General features: G+C 37.8%; 17 protein-coding genes and 1 riboswitch. Of the genes, 7 read left to right on the top strand and 10 right to left on the bottom strand.

The window, feature by feature from the left end; translation table 11 throughout:
* Positions 1–5: 5 nt before the first annotated feature.
* Entirely contained in the window at positions 6–1247 is a 1242-nt protein-coding gene (gene arcA / locus BMX83_RS00990) for an arginine deiminase (protein WP_091632052.1), read from the bottom strand.
* 499 nt (positions 1248–1746) lie between these two features.
* Positions 1747–1927: riboswitch (Lysine riboswitch) on the top strand.
* A 93-nt stretch (positions 1928–2020) separates the two neighbouring features.
* On the opposite strand from arcA, the gene BMX83_RS00985 reads away from it, so the two are divergent.
* From BMX83_RS00985 to dapB, 4 genes are read left to right on the top strand one after another with little or no spacing between them, the layout of a single operon-like run.
* Positions 2021–3223 carry an aspartate kinase gene (locus BMX83_RS00985; protein ID WP_091632050.1) on the top strand — a complete coding sequence of 401 codons (1203 nt, stop codon included), beginning with the start codon at positions 2021–2023 and terminating at the stop codon, positions 3221–3223.
* A gap of 27 nt (positions 3224–3250) precedes the next feature.
* Positions 3251–4237 carry an aspartate-semialdehyde dehydrogenase gene (locus BMX83_RS00980; RefSeq protein WP_091632047.1) on the top strand — a complete coding sequence of 329 codons (987 nt, stop codon included), beginning with the start codon at positions 3251–3253 and terminating at the stop codon, positions 4235–4237.
* Position 4238: 1 nt separating this feature from the next.
* Positions 4239–5123: a 4-hydroxy-tetrahydrodipicolinate synthase gene (gene dapA, locus BMX83_RS00975; protein WP_091632044.1), complete on the top strand. Its 885-nt coding sequence runs from the start codon at positions 4239–4241 to the stop codon at positions 5121–5123.
* Positions 5124–5128: 5 nt separating this feature from the next.
* The gene (gene dapB / locus BMX83_RS00970) at positions 5129–5863 is read left to right on the top strand and encodes a 4-hydroxy-tetrahydrodipicolinate reductase (protein ID WP_091632042.1); all 735 of its coding nucleotides are present in this window, start codon (positions 5129–5131) and stop codon (positions 5861–5863) included.
* Between the two features lie 69 nt (positions 5864–5932).
* On the opposite strand, the gene BMX83_RS00965 is transcribed toward dapB, so the two are convergent.
* The 3 genes from BMX83_RS00965 to pflB form a co-directional block, all read right to left on the bottom strand.
* Positions 5933–6859 (bottom strand): manganese-dependent inorganic pyrophosphatase, encoded by a 927-nt coding sequence (locus BMX83_RS00965; RefSeq protein WP_091632039.1) that lies wholly within the window; start codon positions 6857–6859, stop codon positions 5933–5935.
* A 142-nt stretch (positions 6860–7001) separates the two neighbouring features.
* A complete protein-coding gene (gene pflA / locus BMX83_RS00960) occupies positions 7002–7754 on the bottom strand; it encodes a pyruvate formate-lyase-activating protein (RefSeq protein WP_091632035.1) in 753 nt (250 codons plus the stop codon).
* 34 nt (positions 7755–7788) lie between these two features.
* Positions 7789–10050: a formate C-acetyltransferase gene (gene pflB, locus BMX83_RS00955; RefSeq protein WP_091632032.1), complete on the bottom strand. Its 2262-nt coding sequence runs from the start codon at positions 10048–10050 to the stop codon at positions 7789–7791.
* Positions 10051–10393: 343 nt separating this feature from the next.
* On the opposite strand from pflB, the gene adhE reads away from it, so the two are divergent.
* Positions 10394–12991, top strand: coding sequence for a bifunctional acetaldehyde-CoA/alcohol dehydrogenase (gene adhE, locus BMX83_RS00950; protein ID WP_091632029.1), 2598 nt, complete (start codon positions 10394–10396; stop codon positions 12989–12991).
* A gap of 213 nt (positions 12992–13204) precedes the next feature.
* Positions 13205–14209, top strand: a complete 1005-nt coding sequence (locus tag BMX83_RS00945; RefSeq protein WP_091632026.1) for a potassium channel family protein — start codon at positions 13205–13207, stop codon at positions 14207–14209.
* Positions 14210–14284: 75 nt separating this feature from the next.
* Here BMX83_RS00945 and parC read toward each other — a convergent pair whose 3' ends face one another.
* Both parC and parE read right to left on the bottom strand, forming a co-directional pair.
* The gene (parC, locus tag BMX83_RS00940; RefSeq protein ID WP_091632024.1) at positions 14285–16759 is read right to left on the bottom strand and encodes a DNA topoisomerase IV subunit A; all 2475 of its coding nucleotides are present in this window, start codon (positions 16757–16759) and stop codon (positions 14285–14287) included.
* 20 nt (positions 16760–16779) lie between these two features.
* Positions 16780–18759, bottom strand: coding sequence for a DNA topoisomerase IV subunit B (parE, locus tag BMX83_RS00935; protein ID WP_091632020.1), 1980 nt, complete (start codon positions 18757–18759; stop codon positions 16780–16782).
* An 816-nt stretch (positions 18760–19575) separates the two neighbouring features.
* Between parE and plsY the strand changes: the two genes are divergently transcribed.
* Complete coding sequence (plsY, locus tag BMX83_RS00930) at positions 19576–20172, top strand: glycerol-3-phosphate 1-O-acyltransferase PlsY (protein ID WP_091632017.1); 597 nt, start codon at positions 19576–19578, stop codon at positions 20170–20172.
* A gap of 65 nt (positions 20173–20237) precedes the next feature.
* On the opposite strand, the gene BMX83_RS00925 is transcribed toward plsY, so the two are convergent.
* From BMX83_RS00925 to xerC, 4 genes are read right to left on the bottom strand one after another with little or no spacing between them, the layout of a single operon-like run.
* Complete coding sequence (locus BMX83_RS00925) at positions 20238–21221, bottom strand: sensor domain-containing diguanylate cyclase (protein WP_091632014.1); 984 nt, start codon at positions 21219–21221, stop codon at positions 20238–20240.
* A gap of 24 nt (positions 21222–21245) precedes the next feature.
* Complete coding sequence (gene hslU / locus BMX83_RS00920; protein ID WP_425425819.1) at positions 21246–22670, bottom strand: ATP-dependent protease ATPase subunit HslU; 1425 nt, start codon at positions 22668–22670, stop codon at positions 21246–21248.
* 13 nt (positions 22671–22683) lie between these two features.
* Entirely contained in the window at positions 22684–23223 is a 540-nt protein-coding gene (gene hslV, locus BMX83_RS00915) for an ATP-dependent protease subunit HslV (RefSeq protein ID WP_091632009.1), read from the bottom strand.
* Between the two features lie 30 nt (positions 23224–23253).
* Positions 23254–24150: a tyrosine recombinase XerC gene (gene xerC / locus BMX83_RS00910; RefSeq protein WP_091632007.1), complete on the bottom strand. Its 897-nt coding sequence runs from the start codon at positions 24148–24150 to the stop codon at positions 23254–23256.
* Positions 24151–24366 lie beyond the last annotated feature (216 nt).

Raw genomic sequence — 24366 nt, 5'->3', positions numbered from 1 at the left:
ATTAATTATATTCCTTTTCTTATCAATGGCATACTCATACAGCGTGGACCACCGCGACCTCTAGATAGTTCGCTTGATTCTACCTCAATAACTTTTATCCCTTTTTCTCTCATCAAAGCATTGGATACATAGTTTCTATCATAAGTCACCACTACGCCTGGGGCAATCGCCAATGTGTTGGATCCATCATTCCACTGCTCTCTCGGTGCAGCAATCGCGTCACCACCACCACATTGAATCAAATCAATGTCCTCAACGCCTAGCGCTTCTTTCAGTACTTTTTTCAAATCTGTCTGATGCGTAATTTTTAGATCATCTGATTCACTCGATTTTTCAAGTGTATACGTATCAATTGAGCCGTCAAGTTCCAAAATACCTGGATGTATAGTGAATTTGTCATAGTCAATCATTGTAAAGACCGTATCCAAATGCATCATGGCTCTGACATTAGGGATTTTCATAGCTAGAATCTTATCAAAGGATGAATGCTTTTCAAATAATTCTTGTGCTAAATCTTCTATAGCTCGCGCTTCAGTACGCTGAGAGATCCCAATAGCCAAAACTTTATCGTTCAAGATCAGCACATCCCCACCTTCCATCGATGTGGTTTCGTTTCTATCGCGCCACATCTCGATATTACTGTCTTTAAATCGTGGATGATACCTCATGATTGTTTCTAAAAATAGCGTTTCTCGCTTACGTGCTGTATAAGTCATATTGTTTATTGCCATACCATGTCCAATCGACACACCGGGATCACGAGTGAAATATAAATTTGGCATCGGATCCATATAAAACGGGTATTGATGGCCGTCGCTTAAATCAGACAGATGATTGGACTCAACATCTATTTCTTTTTTACGTACCCCAGCCATAATAGTTTCTACCATATCAAACGTACTCATTGATAGTAAATAGTCCTTCAATGCTTGATATACTTTTTCTGATCGAATATCTGATTCATCGAGCATGATGTCTACAAAGTGTTCCTTCGTATTGGATGCATCAATAGCTTCAGCTGAGAGTTTTTCCAGATACAGGACCTCAATATCATTGTCCCTTAATGCATCTGCAAATTTATCATGTTCTTTTTGAATAACAGGTAAATGAGGAATATCATCAAATAATAGCCGTTCCATGATATCCGGAGTTAAGTTTTCAATCTCTCTTCCCGGACGTTTCAGAAGAACTGTCTGCAAGTCACCGATTTCCGAAAAAATACTGATGGCCTTTTTATCATCACTCATTTTTCTCTCTCCTTTTTTAAACAAGTCGCCCTGTTTAAATAATTTTTTGTTCACTGCTTTACATATGTATACTAACACTAATGGAGGCTGTTGTTAAAAGATATGTAAGCGCTTTTCATGCTTGCTTTTAGTCTGTTTGTATAAATATTTATATAATGTATATGTAGTACCTTTTAGGATTTTATATGTGAATATCAAGGGGTATTATGCAGAAAATATTTAAAGTAAAAAGATGATTAGAGAACATTAGAGTTTACTATAGAATTCATAAATACCATCTTTATTTGTTGTTTATTATGAGGGGATTTTAATAATTAATTTATAGCATTTGAAGTCTCAAGCTGCTATTACCTTCTCAACCATTTATAACCCTTTATTTAAGCGGCATTACAGAATATATAGCATTGGTATTCTAAAAAGAGTTTTAGGTTATAATGTTTATCTGTTTACATGCACATTAAAGTTTGATAAGCTTTAATACATAGTCAAATCAGTTGAATAATTTGGATGAGGCGCAAATGTCATCAGTACAAGCTTTAATGGGATCTGTATATCCGAAGCTTTGGAAAGGGACTTTTGCCGAAACAGCGTGTTTTTTACAGAAAACCGTTTGTTGGGCTGTATGTTAAGAATATACAGACTGCCGTAGAGCACTAGCTACACGGAGGGCTTCCGCTTGTGAGGATATCAATTAAAAACAAGCCGGCCACCCCGGCTTGTTTTTTTGCATAAAAAAAGATCCTTGCCCTATTACTTAAAGAAAAGGTGTTGTTATGAAAAGAAGTGTATTAAAATTTGGAGGCTCCAGTGTCTCTGATTTTTCAAAAATAAAGGACCTTGCGGATTATTTAAAATCGCGCATTAATAAAAATGAACAATTAATCGTTGTAGTATCTGCGATGGGAAAAACGACGGATGACCTACTGACATCAGTCAGCCATCTGACCGCTAACCCTAACGATAAAGATTTAGCTATGCTGCTTAATACTGGTGAACAGCAAACGATTTCATTTTTATCCCTAGCTCTCAATGACTTGGATGTTCGAACAAAGCCCCTAACTGGCTACCAAGCGGGGATTGAAACGCGCGGGCATCATTTAAAGAGTAAAATTTCTTCAATAGAATCTGACTTTTTGGAAAACCTTTTTGAGTCCAATGATTTACTTATTGTCGCTGGTTTCCAAGGGTTTAATGAAGTGGGCGAACTGACTACACTTGGACGTGGTGGTTCAGATACCACAGCTGTCGCACTTGCGGCCGCTCTAAATTGTACCTGCGAAATTTATACCGACGTTACAGGGGTGTTCAGTACAGATCCGCGTATATACAGTAACGCTAAACGCTGGGAGATGATTTCCTTTGAGGAGATGATGGAGATGTCTGCCCTGGGCGCAGGTGTCCTTGAAACGCGCAGTGTAGAATTAGCCAATAATCACAACATTCCCATTTACTTAGGAAAAACATTATCTGATGAGAAAGGAACATGGATTGTGCCAAATGACCAAATGCTTGAAAGAAAAGCCGTTACAGGGGTTGCCTTAGATAAAGAAATGGCTCACGTTACCATTACTTACCCCCTTGATTCCAAAACATTCCTAACTGATTTATTTTATAAACTAGAAGGAGCAGAAATCAATATCGATATGATTTCTCAAATTCAGAACCAAGAAGGTCTACAATTATCGTTTACAGTGAAAGAATCGGAAGAAAAAGATTTGAATTATCTTTTTGACGTGCTCAGAGAATCATATACTAATCTTTACGTAAAAATCGAAACAACGTATTGTAAGTTATCTGTCATCGGAGCAGGAATGCGTGATATGACCGGTGTTGCTTCCAAAATTTTTAAAACCCTACTGACTTCGGATATTCCCTTTTACCAAGTAACAACTTCTGAAATCAGCGTGTCTTATGTTGTAGATGAAAACTATGGTGAAAAAGCAGCACGTCTTTTGTGCGAGGCTTTTGATTTATAATTATATTAAAATAGAAAGGTTGATTACATGACTAATATTGCAATCGTAGGCGCTACTGGACTGGTTGGAAAAACAATGCTAGAGATTATTGAGGGAAAAGATATTCCCTACTCCTCATTGACACTCTTTTCTTCAGCCCGCTCAGCCGGGAAGGAAATTGCCGTTAAGGGAGAAACTTTAATTGTTGAAGAATTAACTGAGGAGAAAGCCAAACAATCCTTTGATTACGTTCTCATGTCTGCAGGTGGTGGAACAAGCTTACATTTTGCACCTTTATTTGAGAAATCAGGTGCAGTGGTGATTGATAACTCAAGTGCCTGGCGTATGGATGATACAATTGATTTGGTTGTTCCTGAAGTCAATACCCCCAGCCTTAAGCGACGTATTATTGCTAACCCTAATTGCTCAACCATCCAATCGGTTGTTCCCTTGAAAGCCTTAGCTGACAGCTTTGGAGTTAAGCGTGTCGCTTATACAACCTATCAGTCAGTATCAGGTTCAGGATGGCAAGGCATTGATGATCTGACTAGAGGGGAAAAAGGTGAAGCGCCTAAGAATTACCCTCAACCTATCCATCATAATGTTATTCCGCACATCGACGACTTTCTGGATAATGGTTATACCAAAGAGGAAGCAAAAATGATCAACGAAACTCAGAAAATCTTAAACGATGACGCCATTGATGTTACTGCTACCTGCGTGCGTGTTCCTGTCTTACATGCGCATGCCGTGGCCATAAATGTGACTCTCGAAAAAGAGCCGAGTGTGGCAGATATAAAAAACGTGTTAGGAGATTTCCCTTCAATCGTCGTGATGGATGACCCAACGCAAAATATTTATCCGACCCCACTAGATGCCGCAGGATTAGAAAGCGTCTTTGTTGGACGAATCAGAAAAGATAACAGTTTGCCAAACACTTACCACATCTGGTCAGTGTCTGATAACATCCAAAAGGGTGCCGCTTTAAATGCAATACAAATACTCGAAGACCTTCTATCAAGAAAGGAAGATTAATATGACAAGACTATTTACTGGCGCAGCCGCAGCCGTCACAACCCCCTTTTCAAAGGACTCTGTTGACTATGATAGCTTTAAAAATCATATAACTTACTTGAAAAAAAACAACATCCAGGCCTTTATCGTAAATGGAACCACCGGTGAAAGCGCAACGTTAACGCGTAAGGAAAAAACGACACTTTTATCCATCGCTATCGATGTGGCTGATGGTGATATCCCAGTTATTGCTGGCACTGGATCTAATAACACACAAGAGAGTATTCTTCATTCGAAAGAGGCTGAAAAACTCGGTGTGGATGGCTTACTAGTCATTACACCCTACTACAATAAAACCAGTCAAAAAGGACTCATTGCTCACTTTAGCGCTATTGCTGAAGCTGTGTCTATTCCAGTGATATTATATGATGTGCCTGCTCGTACAGGGATGACTATTGCCCCAGAAACATTGGAAGTTTTGGTTAAGCAACACGATAATATCGTTGGACTGAAAGATGCTACTGGTGATCTTGCCCATTTAAATCGCCTACAATATGTCGTGGATGAGGGATTTTCTTTTTACAGCGGAAATGATGATCTTGCCCTTCCATTTTATTCCTTAGGAGGACACGGTTTAATTTCCGTCATAGCTAATGCCTTGCCAAAAGAGTATCAGGAAATGTATGAAGCAGCTCAAAAACGCCCTAAACAAGCAGCCCAAATCAATCATAAACTCTTTCCCTTAGTGGATGCTTTAAATGTGGATGTGAATCCAATTCCTATTAAGGCACTCATAAGTCACTTAGGTTTTGGAGAGTATTCTTTACGTCTCCCATTGGTCCCCCTTGAAAAAGATGCCCAAACTGTTTTAACTGAACTGTTTGATCATACTAGAAAGGACGGTTAATTCATATGAAGATATTACTTGTTGGATATGGTGCTATGAATAAGCGAGTCGCTCAATTGGCAGAAGAAAATGGTCATGACATTGTTGGTGCCCTATCGCCGACCGAAGAAAATGATTGTCCTTACCCCTTATATGACTCCGTAACAACTGATTTGCCAGAGGCTGATTGTTTAATCGATTTCTCGCATCCGACCTTAACGAAAGAAGTGCTTAATTCTGCAATAACCCTCCCAATGGTTATTGCAACGACAGGAGAAAAAGAAACATTATTCGATTTATTCACTGAAAAAGCCCAATCAACCCCTGTGTTTTTCAGCGCTAATATGAGTTACGGCGTTCATATCGTGACACAGTTGCTTGAAAACATAGCCCCTTTAATGGATGATTATGATATAGAAATGATTGAAAAACATCATAATCAGAAAATTGATGCGCCGAGTGGGACGCTCATCAAATTACTTGATGCTATTAAAGAGAACGCTAGACCAGACGCGAATGAAGTTTATGACCGTACCCAATCTACTGAAAAGCGCGACCAAAAGGACATTGGAATTTCTACTCTTCGTGGAGGATCAATTGTCGGTGAACATGAAGTGCTTTTCGCTGGACATGATGAGGTAATTTCAATCAAGCATTCTGCCCAGTCAAAAGATATTTTCGCTCGTGGAGCTTTGAAAGTAGCTGAACAATTAGTTAATAAGCAAAATGGCTTTTACACATATAACAACCTATACGTGTAAACTCTCACTTTTCTAAGAAAAAGACAAAAACGGATGCCTCACGTGAGGGCATCCGTTTTTTTATTTTACTTATTTGAATTGGGCTGTAAGTGGTGGGACAACTTGTTTCTTTCTTGAAACAACACCTTTTAGTACCATTGTGGCGTCTGTAATTTCTTTGTTGAAAGCCTTAGAGACTTCGGCTTGTTCATCACCATAAACAATTGCGATTGAATCGCTGTTTAAAACATCTGTGACAAGCAATATAAATAAATCAATGGCATTAGCATCGCTTTGAGATGCCATCTCCTCGAGTAACTCTTGTTTACGCACTAAGATTTCATCCACGTCTACGACATTAACCTGCCCGATACGAACAGTTAAATTCCCCATAGGGAAGTTTTTTGCATCATCATTGAGGATCATATCTGCATTTTTACTCGATGTGTCCGTTCCTGCCTTCAAGAGCGCTTTACCATACGCTTCCAATTCAACACCTGCAAGCTTAGCCAATTCTTCGGCTACATTTTCATCTTCTTTTGTACACGTTGGTGATTTTAAAAGAAGGGTATCTGAAATAATTGCGGAAAGCATTAAACCAGCAATATGTTTTGGAATGTCTACATTATTTTCCTTAAACAACTTGAAAATAATTGTATTCGTACATCCCACAGGTTCAGCACGATAAAAAAGAGGATTTGCTGTTTGGAAATTAGCTATACGGTGATGGTCAACCACAGCTAAGATCTTAACTTTATCAATATCTGGCACACTTTGCTGACTTTCATTGTGATCCACTAGCATCACTTCTTGTGTTTCTTCTGCCGCAGTCGTAATGACGCGCGGTGCTGTTACGCCAAAATAATTTAGTGCATAGTTAGTTTCGTCAGTTGTTTCTCCCAAGGCTACCGCTTCTGTTTCTTTCCCTAATTCATTTTGTAAATGAGAAAAAGTTATAGCAGAAGTAATTGCATCTGTATCTGGACTTTGATGTCCAAAAACTAATATTTTATTCACTGTCATTCTCCTTTTAAAAACATTCTCTTATAACAGAATATAGTAAAATGAAATAAATTTCAATAAATGAAAAACTATGTCGACTAAAAGCGGATAAAAAAGTCTTCGCTTTTAATAAAGTCGGCATAGTTTTAATCATTTCTTATTGTGTTTGATACTTATGTGTTTTTAGAATACGATTGGCATTTTCAATACGCTCAGCTGTGGGCGGATCGATATCTTTCAGTTTGTAAGGAATGCCGAGTTCTTCATACTTATAAACGCCTAAACGATGGTAAGGCAATACTTCTACCTTGATGACACTGTCAAGTTCATCAATAAATGCACTTAATCGTTCAAGGTGATCATCGTAATCAGAACGTTCTGGAACAAGCACGTGTCGTAACCACATAGGGACATTTTTCTCTGAAAGGTATCTAGCCATATTCAAAATACTTGTATTACCGTGCATGGTGTACTTTTTATGAAATTCATTATCGATGTGCTTGATATCCATCAGAACCAAATCAGTATATTCGATTAATTCTTCAAAGCGACTAAAGAAAGGCTCATCATAGGTGAATGGCTGTCCACAAGTATCTAGTGACACGTTTACCCCTTTTTCTTTAGCTAATTTGAAAAATTCAATCAAAAAATCGATATGAATAAGTGGTTCTCCACCACTGACAGTGATACCCCCCTCATCTCCCCAGTAATTTCTATACCTTAATGCCTTGTCAAGAAGTTCCTGCGGAGTGAAAGGTGTACCGCCCCCCATATTCCAAGTGTCAGGGTTATGACAGAATTCACAACGCATGCGACAACCTTGCATAAAAACGACGAAGCGGATTCCTGGACCATCAACAGATCCGAAACTTTCTGTTGAGTGTACATAACCTATTGTTTGTTCTGTCATTTATTATTTCCCCCTGTTTAAAGTAAAATATTTTTTACATTGAATCGTGGAACGTACGACTTAGTACATCCATTTGTTGTTCTTTCGTTAGTTTAATAAAGTTAACAGCATATCCTGATACACGAATCGTTAATTGTGGATATTCTTCTGGATGCTCCATAGCATCGACCAAAGTATCACGATTCAAAGCATTCACGTTCAAGTGATGTCCGCCTGTTTTGACATAACCGTCAAGCATCATTGATAAATTAGTTTGTTGAACACTGTCTTCTTTACCTAATGCTTTTGGCACGATTGAGAAAGTATTTGAAATGCCATCGAGTGATTCCTTGTACGGTAGTTTAGCTACAGAATTTAAACTTGCCAAGGCTCCATTTGAATCTCTTCCGTGTAACGGATTAGCTCCTGGTGCAAAAGGTACGCCCTCGCGACGGCCATCTGGTGTATTCCCCGTCTTCTTACCATACACAACGTTTGAAGTAATCGTTAAAATTGACGTTGTATGTGTAGCGTCACGATAAGTTGGGTGATTTCTAACTTTTTTCATGAATGTTTTGAGTAAATCTACTGCAATACTATCTACTCTATCGTCATCATTACCATACTTTGGATAATCGCCTTCGATTTCATAATCCGTTGCTAAACCATCTTCGTCACGAATCACTTTAACTTTAGCGTGTTTAATTGCTGACAATGAGTCAACTGCAACTGAAAATCCAGCAATACCTGTAGCCATTGTGCGGACAATTTTTGAATCATGCAGAGCCATTTCTACACTCTCATAACTATATTTATCGTGCATATAGTGGATGATATTCAATGTATTTATATACATTCCAGACAACCAATCCAGCATATCATCATATTTTTCAGTAACTTCTGCATAGTCTAAATATTCAGAAGTAATCGGACGGAATTTTGGTCCAACTTGTGCTTTAGTTTTCTCGTCAACACCACCGTTAATAGCGTACAGAAGTGCTTTAGCTAAGTTTGCTCGGGCACCGAAGAACTGCATTTGCTTACCGATAGGCATTGCTGAAACACAACAAGCTATTCCGTAGTCATCTCCCCATTCTTGACGCATAATATCATCGTTTTCGTACTGAATAGCACTACTTTCAATCGATACGCGTGAACAGTAATTTTTGAATGATTGTGGTAACTGAGTAGACCATAAGACAGTTAAGTTAGGCTCAGGAGCTGGTCCTAAGTTCGTTAACGTATTTAAGAAGCGGAAACTACTCTTTGTTACCATGTGACGGCCATCTAAGCCAACGCCACCAATAACCTCAGTAACCCAAGTCGGATCACCAGAGAATAATTCGTTATATTCAGGTGTACGGGCAAATTTAACTAAACGTAATTTCATAACAAAATGATCAACTAACTCTTGTGCTTCTGCTTCTGTCATTGTGCCATTCTTCAAATCTCTTTCAATATAGATGTCCAAGAATGTAGATGTACGACCAAGAGACATTGCAGCACCATTTTGTTCCTTAACTGCAGCAAGATAACCTAGATACAACCATTGGAAAGCCTCTTTTGCGTTTTGGGCTGGTCGAGAAAGATCAAAGCCATAAATATTACCTAGCTCTTTAAGCTCATGCAAGGCTTTAATCTGATCGCTTAGTTCTTCGCGGTCTCTGATTGTTTCAGCGTTCATCATTGTTGTGTCAGAGTTAGTCTTGTCTGCTACTTTTTCTTCAATAAGACGATCGACACCATATAATGCGACACGGCGATAGTCTCCAATGATACGACCGCGACCGTATGCATCAGGTAGGCCGGTAATAATACCTGTACGACGTGCTTGACGCATTTCAGGTGTGTACGCATCAAAAACGCCTTGATTATGTGTTTTTCTCCAGTCTCTAAAGACATGTGATAAAAAGGGATCTATTTCGAAGCCGTATGAATCAGCTGCTTGTTCCATCATACGAATACCACCAAAGGGTTGGAATGAGCGCTTAAATGGTTGGTCAGTCTGGAAGCCAACAATTTTCTCCATATCTTTCGATAGATATCCTGGTCCGTGTGAGGTAATAGTTGAGACCACATCAGTATCCATATCTAAAACGCCGCCTGCTTCGCGTTCTTTCTTATTAAGATCCATAACCTGCGACCATAATTTTTCTGTTTCTTTTGTCGGCCCTTCTAAAAAGGCTTCGTCACCATCATAAGGCGCATAGTTCGTTTGAATAAAGTCCCTCACATCGATTTCATCTTTCCAAACTTTACCTGCGAAACCAGACCAAAGGGAGTCTAAAGATAGATTGTCTGTACGTTGTTTTTCCATAATCCATTCTCCTCTACTATATATATCGTTTATATCACGTCTTTACAAGTTCATATTATCACATTCAGTCTTTTCTGACAAGTTAAACAGTGAACAATTAGTGACGATTTATTAAACAGATAGTATTACAGGAAAATGTGTAAAGTGTCACAAAATAGACACAACTCCATTGTATGTGAAGTGGTTCACTATGTTATTCTAGATTTGTAGTTAGCAATGAGCACGATGAAAGCTATTGATAGAGATACGAAACAACATAATTCTATTTTATTAAAAAAGATAAAACGCTTTCTTTTTTAATCATGTTTGCTCATTGTTTCACTAATATTAGGAGGAGATCATTATGGTAAAGGTTTTAGAGAAAAACAAAAAGGAAACAAAGGTCTTAGATACTATCGATCAATTAGTCACTAAATCACATAAAGCATTAGAGGAAATGCGTGAACTTGATCAAAACCAAATAGACGTGATTGTTAAACAAATGGCTTTGGCTGGTTTAGATAATCATATGACATTAGCAAAAATGGCTATTGAAGAAACTGGTCGAGGCGTTTATGAAGATAAGATCATCAAAAACTTATTCGCTTCTGAATATATCTACCATAGTATAAAAGATAATAAAACAATTGGCGTAATAAATGAAAATGTTCATAATGGAACGGTTGAGATTGCTGAACCTATTGGTGTTGTTGCCGGAGTTACACCTGTTACTAACCCAACATCAACAACAATTTTTAAATCCATTATTTCAATAAAAACTGGAAATCCAATCATCTTCGCCTTCCACCCTTCCGCACAAAAATCGAGTGCTGCGGCTGCAAAAGCATTATATGAAGCAGCAATTAAAATGGGGGCGCCAGAAAATTGTATCCAATGGATTGAAAATCCATCTCTTGAAGCAACTCAAGCATTGATGAAGCATGATAAGGTTGCAACAATTTTAGCTACAGGTGGCCCAGGCATGGTGAAATCAGCTTATAGCTCAGGTAAACCAGCTTTAGGTGTTGGTGCCGGTAACGTTCCTTGTTATATAGAAAAAACAGCACACGTTAAGCGTGCAACAAACGATTTAATTCTTTCAAAAACGTTTGATAACGGTATGATTTGTGCCTCTGAGCAAGCGGTTATTGTTGATAAAGAAATTTACAATGACGTGAAAAAACAGATGACAGATAATGGATGTCATTATTTAACCAATGATGAGCGTTTGAAGGTAGAAAAATTGATGGTGTCAGAAGAAGGACAACTAAACGCTGACATCGTTGGACGTTCTGCATATCAAATTGCTGATATGGCGGGTGTTAAAGTTCCAGAAGATACTAAAATCTTAATTGCTGAATATGACGGTGTTGGTAAAAAATATCCGTTATCAAGAGAAAAATTAAGTCCTGTCCTTGCAGCTTATAAGGTTAAGAGCTCAGACGAAGGTATCAAGCGTGCAGAAGAAATGCTTAACTATGGCGGCTTAGGTCACTCAGCTGTTATTCATTCACACGATGAAGAAGTTATTCAAAAATTTGATCGCAAAATGAAAGCTGGTCGACTCATTGTCAATGCACCATCAAGTCAAGGTGCCATTGGTGACATCTATAACGCTTATATCCCTTCCCTAACCTTGGGATGTGGTTCATACGGAGGTAATTCAGTGTCTTCAAACGTCAGTACTATGCATCTTATTAACGTGAAAAAACGTGCGAAACGTGCCAACAATATGCAATGGTTCAAGGTTCCGCCAAAAGTTTACTTTGAACGTAACTCTGTTCAATATCTTGCTAAAATGCCTGATATTAAAAAAGCCTTTATCGTAACAGATCCAATGATGGTAGAGTTAGGCTACGTTGATCGTGTCCTTTACCACTTAAGAAATCGTCCGGATTATGTACACTGTGAAATATTCTCAGATGTTGAGCCTGACCCTTCTAAAGAAACAGTTATGAAAGGCGCTAAAGCAATGGAAGCCTTCCAACCTGATGTAATCATCGCTCTAGGTGGTGGCTCGCCAATGGATGCTGCTAAGGGTATGTGGTTATTCTATGAACAACCAGAAACAGATTTCAATGGCATTAAACAGAAGTTCATGGATATCAGAAAACGTGTTTATAAATTCCCTAAACTTGGTGGCAAGTCTCAATTTGTAGCTATTCCAACCACCTCAGGTACGGGTTCTGAAGTTACTTCATTCTCTGTTATTACTGATAAAGAAACATCAACTAAATATCCATTAGCTGACTATGAGTTGACTCCGGATGTAGCAATCATCGATCCTCAGTTTGTCATGACTGTACCTCCTGTTGTTACTGCGGATACAGGAATGGATGTCCTGACACATGCAATCGAAGCATATGTTTCTAATATGGCGAATGACTATACAGATGGACTGGCAATCAAAGCTATTCAACTCGTCTTTGAATACCTACCAACAGCATATAAGAATGGTTCTGATGAAACTGCGAGAGAGAAAATGCATAATGCTTCTACCATGGCGGGAATGGCCTTTGCGAACGCCTTCCTTGGAATTAACCATAGTTTAGCCCATAAGCTAGGTAATAAATTCAATATCGCTCATGGTCGTTCAAATGCTATCTTACTCCCCCATGTCATTCGATATAACGCCAAGAAACCAACAAAATTCGTTGCGTTTCCAAAATACGAACATTTCATTGCAGATGAGCGTTATGCAGAGATTGCAAAAGCTTTAGACTTACCAGCTAACACAACCGAACAAGGTGTTGAAAGTTTAATTAAAGCTATTTACGATTTAGCAAAAGGAATGAACATTCCTATGAGCATTAAAGAAAATGGCGTAGATAAAAAAGAATTCGAAGCCATTGTTGACGAATTAGCAGACAATGCATTCGAAGACCAATGTACAATATCAAATCCTAAGCTTCCTTTAGTAACCGAGCTCGCACAAGTTTACAGAAACGCATATAAAGGATAAGTATTTTAAAAAAGGATGAGTCCAGCTTCGCGCTGGCTCATCCTTTTTTTATGCTTGCTATATCTGTAAAATGAGAATAATAACGTGATTCTTCCTCTTCCTCCCCCCCCAACTTTTCATATCATCAAAGAAATTCCTATATCTTTTAATTTTTTAATGATAAAATAGTGACAAAGAATAGTACGATACCTTATCTTTTTAGGAGTTGAATCGATGCAGCAGAATAAACGCACGCTATATATCTTGTACTTACTTGTAGCTATTATTATTGTTGGTACAGGTGGCTATTACCTACTCCTTGATATCGGTTTAATGGATGCTTTTTACATGACTTCTATAACCATATCTACAGTAGGCTTTCAAGAAGTAACTCCACTTAACGCCCCTGCTCAATTATTTACGATCATACTTATTTTCTTTAGTCTGGGTACTTTAGGTTATACAGGCTCACAATTAATTAGTTTTTTCTTTGGAGGCACATTACAAAAAGTTTGGAGAGAACAAAAGATGAAAGATCAACTCAATGAATTATCCGACCACATCATCGTTTGTGGAGCTGGAGAAACGGGTCAACACATTATACAATCTCTAGAAACAGAAGAAGTAAAATTTGTTGTCATCGAATTCGAAGAAGATAAACTGGAGGCCCTTCAAGACTATGATAACATCATAGCTTTCCAAGGTGATGCGACTCAAGACGAAGTATTAAAAAAAGCTGGAATAGATCGTGCAAGTGGCTTGATTGCTGCACTCAATAATGATGCCAACAACTTATATACAGTCCTTACAGCTAGACAGTTAAAACCTGATTTGCATATTGTGGCACGCGCTATCACGCATAACTCTCACGAAAAACTGATTCGTGCTGGTGCAGACAAAACTGTTTCACCTAATGAAATTGGAGGCCATCGGATGGCAGCCATGCTTTTAAAACCTTCAGTAATTGCTTTTTTAGATACAATCACTCACTCTGGACAAATTGATTTAAACTTAAATGAAGCGGTTATCCATGCCTCGTCAGACATCTGCAATAAAACATTAATGGAAGCCAACATTCCTGAACAAACCGATTTAATCATTATTGCTATTAAAAATAAAGATGATGAAAAAATCATCTTTAACCCGACAAAGGATCATCTACTGACTCCTGGTCAAACATTGATTGCGCTAGGCGATGATGATGATCTCAAAAAGTTAAAAGAATTAGCTGGATCTTAGCTTATTTAGAAATAAAAGAACCAATCAGACTCACCTGATTGGTTCTTTTTAGTGTCTTCTTTAACATGTTATCTTTTACTTATTTTTCTTTTCATCTTCTATGATGACCGTACTTTCTTTATAAGCAGTCATAGGTACGCCATCATTATCTTCGTCTAAAATAAACGATCCGTTGCTATACCGGTCACTTAGCGTATAATCATTCGCTTTGAGCTTGAAGTCTTTTCCTTTATCTGTAACAATTGTCCAGGTTTCGTCAAGATTATTGATATCAATCATTAACGCCATACGATGCGGCTTATTTTTCAATTCTCTTAAAACAAGTAAGCCACGTTTAGCTCTTGAGATGACATCATAATCTGTAATATTCATTCTCTTCACCGAGCCGCGATGGGTTATCATTAAGACGCTTTTTACTCCTTTTGAAGGGTTGAAAATAAGCCCGCCTGCTACCTTGTCCTCTTTCTTCAAGTTAATTGATTTCACTCCACTAGCTGTTGCACCAACCGTCGATACTTCGGGTAGTGTATAACGTAGACCAAATCCTAATTCGGTTACGAGGAAGACATCATACAATGATTCATCCTTAATTTCATAAACAGACAATAATTCATCCGTCTCGGATTTTAGCTTAATAGCCGTTGCAGAGCGAGAGCGATATGTCCGCTTGGGTGCATAATCAGAAGCGAGTGTCTGCTTAATATAACCTGCTTTGGTAATGAAAACAAACTTACGCTCTTTAGAAAATTCCTTAAGACCATACACAGCAATAATCTTCTCATCAGGTTCTATGCTTATAGACTGAGAAATATGTTCACCTAAGTCCTTCCACCTTATCTCAGGAAGTTCATGTACGGGTCTGTTTATAACATTCCCTTTTGAGGTAAACAGTATAATATGATCTAAAGTTGAAATTTTTTCGGTAAAGACAGAGTGATCCCCATCCCTAAGTGCAAGTTCTTCAGCATTTGAAGCACCGTAAGATCTTAAACTTGTCCGTTTCAAGTAACCTTGTTTTGTAACAGAGACAACGACTTCTTCTTCTGTGACAAGTACTTCTTTTTCAATCTTAAGTTCCTCAATTTTTTCTTCAATGACTGTTTGTCTGTCTTTATGATGTGCTTTTTTCACTTCTCTCAGTTCTTTTTTCATTACTGATTCCAAAGTCTTTTCATCATTAAGTATTTTATTGTATTCATCTATACGTGCTGCTAATTCACTTGCTTCTTTTTGAAGTTGAGTAATGTCTGTATTCGTTAAACGGTAAAGCTGTAAATTTACAATGGCTTCTGCCTGCATTGCAGTGAAACCATAAGCTTTGATTATATTATTCTTAGCGTCGCCTTTGTTTTTACTTCCTCTTATCGTCTTGATTAGATCATCCAATATCGAAATAGCTTTGATAAGACCTTCTACGATATGGGATCGTTTTTTATCTTTGTTTAAGAGAAATCGGGTACGTTTTCTAACGATATCTTTTTTATGAGAAATGTACGCACTCAAGAATTTTTTCAAACCTACTTGTTGAGGACGTCTATCACTGATAGCAATCATATTTAAATTATAAGATACTTGCAAATCTGTATTTTTAAATAAATAAGTCAATATACCTTGTGTAGGAGTCTCTTTTTTCAATTCTACAACGATTCGTAAACCGGTACGGTCACTTTCATCACGAACATCAGCGATACCGTCAATTTTCTTATTGATGCGTATTTCATCCATTTTTCTTACCATCGTAGCTTTATTTACCTCATAAGGAATCTCGGTAATAACGATTTGTTCCTTGCCGCCTCTTATTTTTTCAATTTCCGTTTTAGAACGAACAACGATTTTCCCCTTGCCGGTTTCATAGGCAGATTTAAGCCCTTTGACTCCTTGAATTATTCCACCTGTAGGGAAATCCGGCCCCTTTATAAAGTCCATCAATTTTGAGAGAGAGGCATTCGGATGTTGAATAAGATAGATACAAGCATCAATCACTTCTCCAAGGTTATGGGGAGGTATATCTGTCGCATAACCTGCAGATATACCCGTCGCGCCATTTACAAGTAGATTGGGAAAACGCGCAGGTAATACCGTTGGTTCATTGGTTGTATCATCAAAATTTAATACAAATTCAACAGTTTCTTTATCTATATCTTTAAGGAGCTCATTGGCTATTTTAGATAAACGCGCCTCCGTATAACGCATCGCTGCAGGAGGGTCACCATCCATACTTCCGTTGTTACCATGCATCGTCACAAGTGGTGTTTTCATTTTCCAATCTTGGCTCATTCGCACCATCGCTTCATACACACTACTGTCGCCATGTGGATGATAATTACCAATAACATTCCCGACTGTTTTAGCTGATTTTCTGAAACCTTTATCATGCGTATTGCCATCTGAATACATCGCATACAAAATACGACGTTGTACAGGCTTCAACCCATCTCTAATATCAGGAAGTGCCCGTTCTTGAATGATATACTTTGAGTAACGACCAAAACGATCTCCCATTACTTCTTCTAGTGTTAATTCTTGAATTTCTTCTCTTTTTTTTACCATATTAGTAAGTCAAACCTTTCTTACAACTCTAATGTATCTTCTATTTCTTCAAGAGGTTCATTGGTTTCCAAAATACTACCATCATCTTCAAGTGAGAATTCTACGTTTTCTTCAATCCACTTACGTCTCGGATCAACTTTATTCCCCATGAGAACAGAGACACGTCGCTCAGCTTGTGCCAAATCATCAATTGTTACACGTATAAGTGTTCGAGACTCTGGGTTCATGGTTGTGTCCCATAGTTGGTCCGCATTCATTTCACCTAAACCTTTGTAGCGCTGAATGATATATCCTTTACCAAAGCTTTCAAGTAATTTATCCAATTCTTCATCAGTCCATGCATATTCGATGACTTCCTTCTTCCCTTTTCCTTTAGACACTTTATATAAAGGAGGAAGCGCAAGGTAAATTTTACCTTCTTCAATCAAAGGCTTCATATAACGGTAAAAGAAGGTTAACAACAACACTTGGATATGAGCACCATCTGTATCCGCATCCGTCATGATGACAACTTTATCATAATTACAGTCTTTGATATCAAATTCTGGACCAACACCAGCACCGATTGTGTAGATCATCGTACTTATTTCTTCATTTTTTAATATATCCTGTATGTTTGCTTTTTCAGTATTTATAACCTTACCACGTAAAGGCAGGATAGCTTGAAACTTTCTATCTCGACCTTGCTTGGCAGAACCGCCAGCTGAATCTCCCTCGACAAGATACAATTCATTCTTTTTCGCATTTTTACTTTGTGCAGGTGTTAACTTACCCGATAGAAGTGTTTCTTTACGCTTTCTTTTTTTACCGTTTCGTGATTCATCTTTTGCTTTTCGAGCCGCTTCACGTGCTTCTCTTGCCTTGATGGCTTTCCTTACAATCTGTTGACTCATTTCGCCATTTTCTGCCAGCCAAAAATTGAATTGCTCGGATATAACAGTATCACAAGCAGCCCGTGCTTCATTCGTTCCTAACTTACTCTTGGTTTGTCCTTCAAATTGAAGAAGGTTCTCTGGAATACGGACAGAAAGAATAATAGCAATCCCCTCTCTTACATCACTACCTTCCAGATTCTTATCTCGTTCTTTAAGCAAATTTATACGTTTAGCGTATTCGTTAAATGTCTTGGTAATAGCAGTTTTCGTTCCAATCTCATGTGTTCCACCATCCTTGGTCCGCACATTATTAACGAAACTAAGTAAATTTTCAGAATAGCCATCATTGTATTGAAAGGCACACTCTACCTCAATCCCTTTGTATTCACCCTCAAAATAAGCGATAGGTGTCAGTGTATCTTTTTCTTCATTAATGTAGCTTACAAATTCTTTGATTCCTTCTTCATAATGAAAAACTTCTTCTGCATCTTCTTTTCGTTCGTCTTTTACAGAGATGATAACATCCTTCAATAGAAAAGCTGATTCTCTTAAGCGCTCACTTAATTGAGAAAAGGAATAATCAAGCGTTGAAAAAATTAAAGGATCTGGTTTAAAATGGACAGTTGTTCCCGTTACCTTTTTCGGTCCTTTTTTCTTGGTTAGTTTACCACTTGGTTTTCCACCATTTTTAAAAAGTTGAGTATACTCATAGCCATCCCTGTTTACCTTTACAGTTAATTCTTCAGATAAGGCGTTTACAACAGAGGCACCAACACCATGAAGCCCCCCAGACGTTTTATATCCTCCACTCTGGCCAAATTTCCCTCCAGCATGTAGTACAGTAAAAATAACTTGAATCGTTGGTACACCTGATTTATGTATTCCTATTGGCATGCCACGTCCATTATCTTTTACGGTGATACTATTATCTTTATGAATAATGACATCGATTTTTGATCCATATCCAGCCAATACTTCATCTACAGCATTATCGACGATTTCATAGACTAAATGATGAAGACCTCTGGAATCAGTTGAGCCAATATACATACCTGGACGTTTTCTTACTGCATCCAAGCCTTCTAGTACCTGTATAGAACTATCATCATACTTATTTTTTACCATTATCACAGATTCTCCTTTGATTCTAAAAATACAGCCATTTATTTAATTAAAAATATTATAGTTTATAAGATCTCGTGTACGACTAGGTGCAAGCACTATTAATCTTACCATAATTACCAGACGATGTGTAAAAAACATTCGTTCCCATTTTTTTGTCACGTTTCATTAGCATCTCTAACTATTCATTCAAGACCAGGCTACCTGAAAAAGTAAATAATTCTGAAGTAGGATTAATAAATTCTTATGTGTATTTGATTATATGTATTAAAAGTAGACTGTTCGACGTATTTAGCTAATCATCCTTATTCAAATGTGTCGAAGATAGGAAACTTCAACGTATTTAGCTGATCATCCTTATTCAAATATGTCGAAGATGGGGAACTTCAACGTATTTAGCTGATCATCCTTAGGCGAATATGTCGAAGATGGGGAACTTCAACGTGTTTAGCTAATCATCCTTAGGCGAATGTGTCGAAGATAGGAAACTTCAACGTGTTTAGCTAATCATCCTTATTCAAATGTGTCAAAGATAGGAAACTTCAACGTATTTAGCTGATCATCCTTATTCAAATATGTCAAAGATAGGAAACTTCAACGTATTTAGCTGATCATCCTTATTCAAATATGTCGAAGATGGGGAACTTTGACATACTTACAACGACTTCCTATCTAAATGTGCCAAAGACAGTTAGACCACGCCATTATAATCACTCTAGAGCTAATTTTCAACGTGCTAAGGATAAACTTTATTGTCGTTAAGGTTCTAGCATGGTAGAATAATAAAAGGTTTTACAACACTTTAAGGAGGAAGCTCATTTGATCGAAATCACACTAATGATCGTTGCGTATCTTCTAGGATCAATTCCCTCGGGCGTATGGATAGGTAAAGCTTTTTTTCAGACTGATATTAGAAATCACGGCAGTGGTAATTCAGGGACTACGAATACGTATCGTATTTTAGGCAAATGGGCTGGAACAATTGTTTTGGTCATGGATATAGCTAAAGGTACGATAGCCGCATTACTTCCTATCTGGTTTGGCTTAACGATTCATCCAATGATTATTGGATTATTGGCCATCATCGGACATGTTTATCCTATATTTGCTAAATTTAAAGGTGGAAAAGCTGTAGCTACAACTGCAGGTGTCGCTTTAGGAGCCCAGCCACTTTTTGTCCTCGTTATGATACTACTTTTTGGAATCATTCTTTACACATCGAGTATGGTTAGTCTAGCAAGTGTGCTGACATTTATCGTCGCGGCTTTAACTGCTTTTATTACAGGCGACTGGATGTTTACCCTGATCGTATGGCTGGCCATGATTCTTGTTGTAGTCAGACATAAAGAGAATATCGCCCGGATACGCAAAGGCGAAGAGAATAAAGTTCCATTTGGATTGAACCAGAAAAAGTAAATAAATACAGAAAGACCCTTTCAGGCTCCGTTTTTTGAAACGGAACTCAGAAAAGGGCCTTTTTTTTATCCTGTCATTTTGTTTTTACCACTAGCTTTGTACTGATATAGATTTTTATCTGCCTCTTTGATTACATCTTCATAATCACCTTGTGTATAAAAGGTATAGCCTCCACTGATAGTTATTGCTTCTTGTTTTAAAAATTCGTTTGTTTCAATGGCTGCTCTGCAATTCTCAAGAAACTGCTGTGCTGCATCTTTGGATGAGTCAGGTAAAAGGATCAAAAATTCTTCTCCACCATAACGACCAACGATTCCTTTTTTACCTAGGGTGCGTTCCAGTGTCTTAGCGATCTCTTTGAGGACATAATCTCCAAAGACATGCCCTTTAGTATCATTAAGTTGTTTAAAATCGTCGATATCTATCATGCTAACGGCTAACTTTTTATCTTTGACAGCAGAGTCGAGCAGATGTGTTTTTAATTCTCTAATAACCGCCCGTCTGTTTCTTATTCCAGTCAGTTCATCTTTATCAACAAGTTTGATCAAAGAGGAAGTCAGATCTTCGAGATTTTCCACTTTGCTTTTCTGTTTTGAAACATCAAAAACGATACCAGCAGAAAAAAGTGGCGTTCCATCTTCTGATCTTTTCGTAACTTTTCCACGATCATAAAACCACTTCCAGGAACCATCTTTCGCTTGGATACGATACTCCACTTCATATACAGGTGTTGATCCTTCCAGGTGTTGACTCATGTTTTCCATTACTCTTTCATAATCATCAGGATGCAATTTATCTGTAAAGAAAGAATACGGTATTTTGTCGGGCAACTCTTCTATTGTATAGCCGATAGCCTCTACTTTCATAGGATTGAAAACAACATCATTACTCTGTATATTCCAATACCAGTGACCAAGATTCCCTTTCCAAGGATAATCTAGCTTCGCTTCAGCTTCTTTTTCGGCAAGCAGTTCGTCTATCAGTAGTTTTTGATTTTTTATTTTCAGAAGTAACTCTTCTTTTGTCTGCCCGTTTAGATTTTCATTCACTATATCTGCACCCCAAAAATTTTATTATAGGATATAACGGCTTAGGTCTTTATTTTCCACGATATGCCCGATTTTATCTTCGACATATTTCTCCGTGATTTTCACTTGTCCCATTTGCATATCCGGTGATTCGAATAACAATTCTTCGAGCAGTCGTTCTAGTATCGTATGCAAGCGACGTGCTCCAATATTATCTGTTGATTCATTCACTTCATAAGCTATTTCAGCAATTTTCTCAATGGCTTCCATAGTAAATACAACGTCGATATTTTCAGTTTCAAGTAAGGCGCGATACTGTTTGACCAAAGCGTTTTCTGGTTCGGTCAGTATTTTAACGAAATCTTCTTTTGTTAAATCATCCAGTTCTACACGAATTGGGAAGCGTCCTTGTAATTCAGGTATTAAATCACTCGGTTTAGATAAGTGAAAGGCTCCTGAACCAATAAACAAGACATGATCTGTGTGAACCGTTCCATATTTAGTACGAACGCTAGAGCCTTCAACGATTGGCAGAATGTCTCTTTGAACACCTTCACGTGAGACTTGCCCACTGCTATTTTGACCTTTGGATGTTATTTTATCAATTTCATCAATAAAGATAATACCGGAATTCTCTGCTAAATTAATTGCATCTGAGTATATATCTTCCGTATTGATCAATTTATCCGCTTCTTCTTCAGTAAAGATTTTCACAGCTTCCTTAACTGAGACTTTACGTTTCACTTTTTTAGAAGGCTTTAATTGTCCAAATGTTTCAGACAAGTCAATGCCCATTTGTTCTAAAGGCTGGCTCATTGGGTTACTCTTAGTATTTTTCTTTTCTTCAACTTTAATCTCCACTTCTCGAGAATCAAGGATCCCTCGAGTTATTTGATCAATGAGTGCCTCACGTTTTGTGGAAATTTCTTCAGTTACAGTTTCTTCTTCCTCTTCCGCATTCTGATTAAATTGATTTGGGTCAACACCCATATTTTTAAACATGCCCGCTAACGGATTGGAGTCATTCGTTGTTTTCTTTTTCTTAATTCCGGGTGCTAGAGCCTTCGCTACACGTTCAATCGCTCGTCTCTCAGCTTGTCCATGGACATTTTTTCGGTATTCTTCACGGACCAATTGAATAGCAGATTCTGTTAAATCTCTGACCATTGATTCCACATCACGGCCAATATAACCAACTTCAGTGAATTTTGTTGCTTCCACTTTGATGAATGGTGCGTCTACAATGTCAGCTAAACGTCTTGCGATTTCTGTTTTACCAATACCTGTTGCACCAATCATTAAAATGTTTTTAGGTGTAATATCTTTCTGCATATCTTCGTCAAGCTTCAAACGGCGATAGCGATTACGCAATGCGACAGCGACAGATTTTTTCGCAGCTGTTTGTCCAACAATGTATTTATCTAATCTTGTGACAATCTCTCTTGGTGTTAAATCATTTCTTATTTTCATATTACTCATCTCCTTACAGTTTTTCAGTTATAATATTATGATTCGTATAGACACAAATATCTGCAGCAATCGTTAGGCTATCTTTTGCTATTTCTTCTGCTGAGAGTTTTTCTCCATGCTTCTTCAAAGCTCTGGCAGCGGACAAAGCAAAGTTCCCACCTGAACCAATACCTAAAATACCATCATCTGGTTGAATAACCTCACCATTCCCCGATACCAAAAGCATCTGTTCTTTATTCATTACGATAAGCAAGGCTTCAAGATTCTTCATCATCTTATCTGTACGCCATTCTGTGGCCAGCTCGACAGCCGCACGCATCAAATGGCCATTGTACTTATTCAAGTAGCCTTCAAATTTTTCTTCCAAGGTAAATGCATCAGCCACACTTCCAGCAAAGCCAACCAATACTTCATCATTATAAATTTTTCTAACTTTACGAGCCGAGCCTTTCATAATGACTCTCTCGCCCATTGTAACTTGACCGTCTCCAGCCATAGCGCATTCTCCATTATGTTGAATAGCTAAAATCGTTGTAGCATGAAATTCTGTCATTGTGTATTCCTCCATTTTAAAATAATTAAATTATGCTCTGGGATGATAGGCGTTATAATCCTTCTGCAAATGCTCTGTGGTCACATGTGTGTAGATTTGCGTAGAAGATAGACTCTTATGCCCCAGCAATTCTTGTACAGTACGTATATCAGCACCATTATTAAGTAAATGAGTTGCAAATGTATGCCGAAGCATATGGGGACTGATATTCTGAGATAGGGAACTCTTTTTGATCAACTGATTCAACACATACTGAATACCACTTTGTGTGATTTGTTCTCCGTGATGATTGACGAATAAATAGTCATGATTTTTTTCATATTTAGACATCAATAGCTGTCTTCCATTATCAATATACCTTGTCAAAGCTTGACTTGCATAATGGCCAAAAGGAATATAACGTTCCTTACGTCCTTTTCCCCTTACGAACAACATACCCATTTCAAAATCAATATCATCCAAGCGAATTCCTTGACATTCACTCACACGAATCCCAGTACCATAAAGCATTTCCAAAAGAGCTTGGTTACGCAACTCAAGTGGTTTGTCACCTTCCGTTGCCTCAAAAAGCGCAGCCATTTCTTCCTCATAAAAGAAATGCGGCAAGCGTGAACCTCTCTTTTTAAGGTGCAAATAAGAAAAAGGATTATCCTTAACATGCTCATTGTTAAGCAAAAATTGATAAAACGCACGAATGCTAGATATTTTCCTGGAGATCGATGCACGAGAATAGTTTTTATCCGTTAAATAACTAAGATATATACGCGCATCAGCTAATTCCACTTCCAAGATATCCGATTCGCCTGTCTCTTTTAAAAACGTCTCAAAGGCTAGTAAATCATCTATATAAGCCTGATTAGTGTATTCAGAATAATGACGTTCGTTCATCAAATAATTTGAAAAAAGAGTGATCCATTTATTCTTCATGCATATCTCTCCTCACCTCTTCTATTTTACCATATCTCAGACGCTCAGGCACATAAAGAAAACGAGATGAAAAGATGAATTTTTAAAGAGTTTTTTGAAATGTTAAATGGTTCGACTAAATAGCATCGCTTATGACATCGATTAACTTTTTTTGGGAGCTGTTGAGTGAGATACATAAAAAATAATAATCCCATTCTATTTTGAGCATAGTAAAAG

The sequence above is a fragment of the Alkalibacterium gilvum genome, from assembly GCF_900109085.1.
GTDB lineage: Bacteria > Bacillota > Bacilli > Lactobacillales > Carnobacteriaceae_A > Alkalibacterium > Alkalibacterium gilvum.
This window is presented reverse-complemented; position numbering and strand designations above follow the sequence as displayed.

What these genes read in the sequence shown, in the direction of transcription:
- arcA (WP_091632052.1), bottom strand. Translation starts at nt 1,247, where the DNA reads ATGAGTGATGATAAAAAGGCCATCAGTATTTTTTCGGAAATCGGTGAC.
- BMX83_RS00985 (WP_091632050.1), top strand. Translation starts at nt 2,021, where the DNA reads ATGAAAAGAAGTGTATTAAAATTTGGAGGCTCCAGTGTCTCTGATTTT.
- BMX83_RS00980 (WP_091632047.1), top strand. Translation starts at nt 3,251, where the DNA reads ATGACTAATATTGCAATCGTAGGCGCTACTGGACTGGTTGGAAAAACA.
- dapA (WP_091632044.1), top strand. Translation starts at nt 4,239, where the DNA reads ATGACAAGACTATTTACTGGCGCAGCCGCAGCCGTCACAACCCCCTTT.
- dapB (WP_091632042.1), top strand. Translation starts at nt 5,129, where the DNA reads ATGAAGATATTACTTGTTGGATATGGTGCTATGAATAAGCGAGTCGCT.
- pflA (WP_091632035.1), bottom strand. Translation starts at nt 7,754, where the DNA reads ATGACAGAACAAACAATAGGTTATGTACACTCAACAGAAAGTTTCGGA.
- pflB (WP_091632032.1), bottom strand. Translation starts at nt 10,050, where the DNA reads ATGGAAAAACAACGTACAGACAATCTATCTTTAGACTCCCTTTGGTCT.
- adhE (WP_091632029.1), top strand. Translation starts at nt 10,394, where the DNA reads ATGGTAAAGGTTTTAGAGAAAAACAAAAAGGAAACAAAGGTCTTAGAT.
- BMX83_RS00945 (WP_091632026.1), top strand. Translation starts at nt 13,205, where the DNA reads ATGCAGCAGAATAAACGCACGCTATATATCTTGTACTTACTTGTAGCT.
- parC (WP_091632024.1), bottom strand. Translation starts at nt 16,759, where the DNA reads ATGGTAAAAAAAAGAGAAGAAATTCAAGAATTAACACTAGAAGAAGTA.
- parE (WP_091632020.1), bottom strand. Translation starts at nt 18,759, where the DNA reads ATGGTAAAAAATAAGTATGATGATAGTTCTATACAGGTACTAGAAGGC.
- hslU (WP_425425819.1), bottom strand. Translation starts at nt 22,670, where the DNA reads ATGAAAATAAGAAATGATTTAACACCAAGAGAGATTGTCACAAGATTA.
- hslV (WP_091632009.1), bottom strand. Translation starts at nt 23,223, where the DNA reads ATGACAGAATTTCATGCTACAACGATTTTAGCTATTCAACATAATGGA.
- xerC (WP_091632007.1), bottom strand. Translation starts at nt 24,150, where the DNA reads ATGAAGAATAAATGGATCACTCTTTTTTCAAATTATTTGATGAACGAA.